Raw genomic sequence first — 2376 nt, 5'->3', positions numbered from 1 at the left:
GGGCGCGGGTGCGCTGGCCGGGCGGGTGATCGGCAAGAGCGAGGGGACGAATTCGACCTGTGACCGGGTGTTGGCGCGGAATAGATAAGTGATTCGCGTACAAGCGTCCTAGCCGGTAGCGCTGCTATCGTCTCAAGACGATAGCAGCGGCTACCGGCTAGGACGCTTGGCGTCAAGTTCAAAAATCTGTTATTCACGCATCCGTAAGCAAATTTGGTCTATGCCGTCGTTATAGTAGGAAGGAGGTTCCCATGGCAGTCGTTCGTAAAGATCGTTTCAAACCATCAAAGCCGCTTTCTGACAAGGGAACGACCATCGCTTTCAATGTTGGTGCGCAGGTGCATGCCAAGCGCCATGGGCTGACGCCGGGCCTAAAAAGACTGATGGCGATTTACAACGCCAAGGTTGCAAATTAGGTCACGTGTGCCAGCGTCAATGGAAGGGGAGAAAATCTCCTTTCGGCGTCATTGTTCCGAAATTTCAACCACATCTTTCTGTTGCGGTGACGCGGAGATTGACAAGTGGTTTCGTGCCAAATCCCTGAAAGATCATGATAAACGAAAGCATATTGTGACCTGCGTTCATGCCGCAGGGGATGATTCGGTGGTGATTGGTTTTTACGCTCTTTCAACAGTGATTGAAGAAGCTGGCAACCTTCCAGGTGTTTTCTACGTCCCGTTTTTTGGCAATTCCAAATATTTTCCGTGCTTGAGCATGGTCTATCTTGCGGTTCGGCAGGATCAGCAACGGCAGGGCATCGGATCGGCCATCATGGTCAAGGTGATCCTGGATTTCGCCGACTATGGCGAACAGATCGGCCTGCCTCTGCTAATATTGACGCCGCTGAACAGCAAGGTAGCCGCATTTTACGAAAGCCTGGGGTTTGAGCGGTATAGGCGCGGTGTTGGCATGTTTTTGCCGCTGCAGACGGCGATCGATATGCGGGAAGGGCTGGTCGGGCGGTAGTCTCGACAGGGTTCTCATTTGTGGAAGGGTCATTGTTCGGGGGAGGGGTGTTGCCCTCTCGATAGGGTGACACTCCTCCGTCTGGCTGCGCCAGCCACCTCCCCTGCCAGGGGAGGATTTTGCGTTTCGTATTGCGGGGGCGTTGAGCCCCCTCTCCAAGCTACGGTAGGCGGCTTACGCCGCTGACCTTCGCTATCCTCTCCCCGCTGGGGAGAGGTTTTTTTATGGGCGGGGACAGATCCATGAAATTCTTTGGGATGAAGGCGGCGGCATCTGCGGATGTGCGGCCGTGTTGGCGCGCGCCTGGGGGACCGGGGCGGTGGCTTTGGGGGAGTGGCCTGCGAGCTATGAGGCGCAGGTGCGTAGCGGCGTGATGGGCAATGCGGTGGCGCAGCGAGCGATGCGGCTGGTGTCCGAAGGAGCGGGGGCCTGTCCGCTGAAGGTTGGTGCGCTGAAAGTCGGCGGGGTTGAGGATGGGGCGCGGGTGTTGGCGCTGGTGGGCCGCGCGTCGGCGGGGCAGGGGCTGGTCGAGACGCTGGCCTGCCATCTGCTGCTGCATGGCAATGCCTATGTGCAGCTGATGGTGGGGGCGGATGGGATGCCGACCGAGCTGTTCGCGCTGCGGCCCGAACGGGTGTCGGTGGAGGCGGATGCGCGGGGGTGGCCTGCGGCCTATCTCTATCGGGTGGGGGAGAGCGTGACGCGGCTGTCGCCCGAAGATGGGGCGGGGCGGCCGAGCGTGCTGCATTTGAAGGCGCTGCATCCGCTTGACGACCATTATGGGCTGGGGTGCGTCGGCGCGGCGGCGGGGCCGGTGGCGATCCACAATGCGGCCAGCGTCTGGAACAAGGCGCTGCTCGACAATGCGGCGCGGCCGAGCGGGGCGATGGTCTATGAGCCAGGCGATGGATCGGTGCTGTCGCCCGACCAGTTCGAGCGGGTCAAGCGCGAGATGGAGGTCGCCTTTGCGGGCGCGGCCAATGCCGGGCGCCGATGCTGCTGGAGGGCGGTTTGCGCTGGCAGGCGATGAGCCTGACGCCGGCCGAGATGGATTTCGTGGGGTTGAAGGCGGCGGCGGCGCGGGAGATCGCGCTGGCATTCGGGGTGCCGCCGATGCTGATGGGGCTGCCCGGCGACAATAGTTACGCCAATTATCGCGAGGCGAACAAGGCGCTGTGGCGGCAGACGATTTTGCCGCTGGTGGCGAAGATCAGCGCGGGGTTGGGGCAGGGGCTGGCCGGATGGTGGCCGGGGCTGCGGATCGAGGCGGATCTGGATGGCGTGGCGGCGCTGAGCGATGAGCGCGGGGCGCTGTGGGACCGGGTGGCGGCGGCGGATTTTTTGAGTGGGGAGGAGAAGCGGGCGTGTTGAATTTGTGAAAGCAGGCAGCCGGGGATGGTGGGATGGCCC

The 2376-nt window shown here is 61.8% G+C and carries 2 protein-coding genes and 1 pseudogene; all 3 read left to right on the top strand.

What is annotated here, in order from left to right; translation table 11 throughout:
* Positions 1-251 precede the first annotated feature (251 nt).
* The 3 genes and pseudogenes from BF95_RS28020 (at position 252) to BF95_RS24915 (ending at position 2337) form a co-directional block, all read left to right on the top strand.
* Complete coding sequence (locus tag BF95_RS28020) at positions 252-416, top strand: hypothetical protein (protein ID WP_161774434.1); 165 nt, start codon at positions 252-254, stop codon at positions 414-416.
* A gap of 19 nt (positions 417-435) precedes the next feature.
* The gene (locus BF95_RS27060; protein ID WP_081764294.1) at positions 436-966 is read left to right on the top strand and encodes a GNAT family N-acetyltransferase; all 531 of its coding nucleotides are present in this window, start codon (positions 436-438) and stop codon (positions 964-966) included.
* A gap of 242 nt (positions 967-1208) precedes the next feature.
* A pseudogene (locus tag BF95_RS24915) lies at positions 1209-2337 on the top strand (phage portal protein).
* The last annotated feature ends 39 nt before the right edge of the window (positions 2338-2376 follow it).

This window comes from Sphingobium sp. Ant17 (genome assembly GCF_000588875.1).
GTDB lineage: Bacteria > Pseudomonadota > Alphaproteobacteria > Sphingomonadales > Sphingomonadaceae > Sphingobium.
This window is presented reverse-complemented; position numbering and strand designations above follow the sequence as displayed.

What these genes read in the sequence shown, in the direction of transcription:
- BF95_RS28020 (WP_161774434.1), top strand. Translation starts at nt 252, where the DNA reads ATGGCAGTCGTTCGTAAAGATCGTTTCAAACCATCAAAGCCGCTTTCT.
- BF95_RS27060 (WP_081764294.1), top strand. Translation starts at nt 436, where the DNA reads ATGGAAGGGGAGAAAATCTCCTTTCGGCGTCATTGTTCCGAAATTTCA.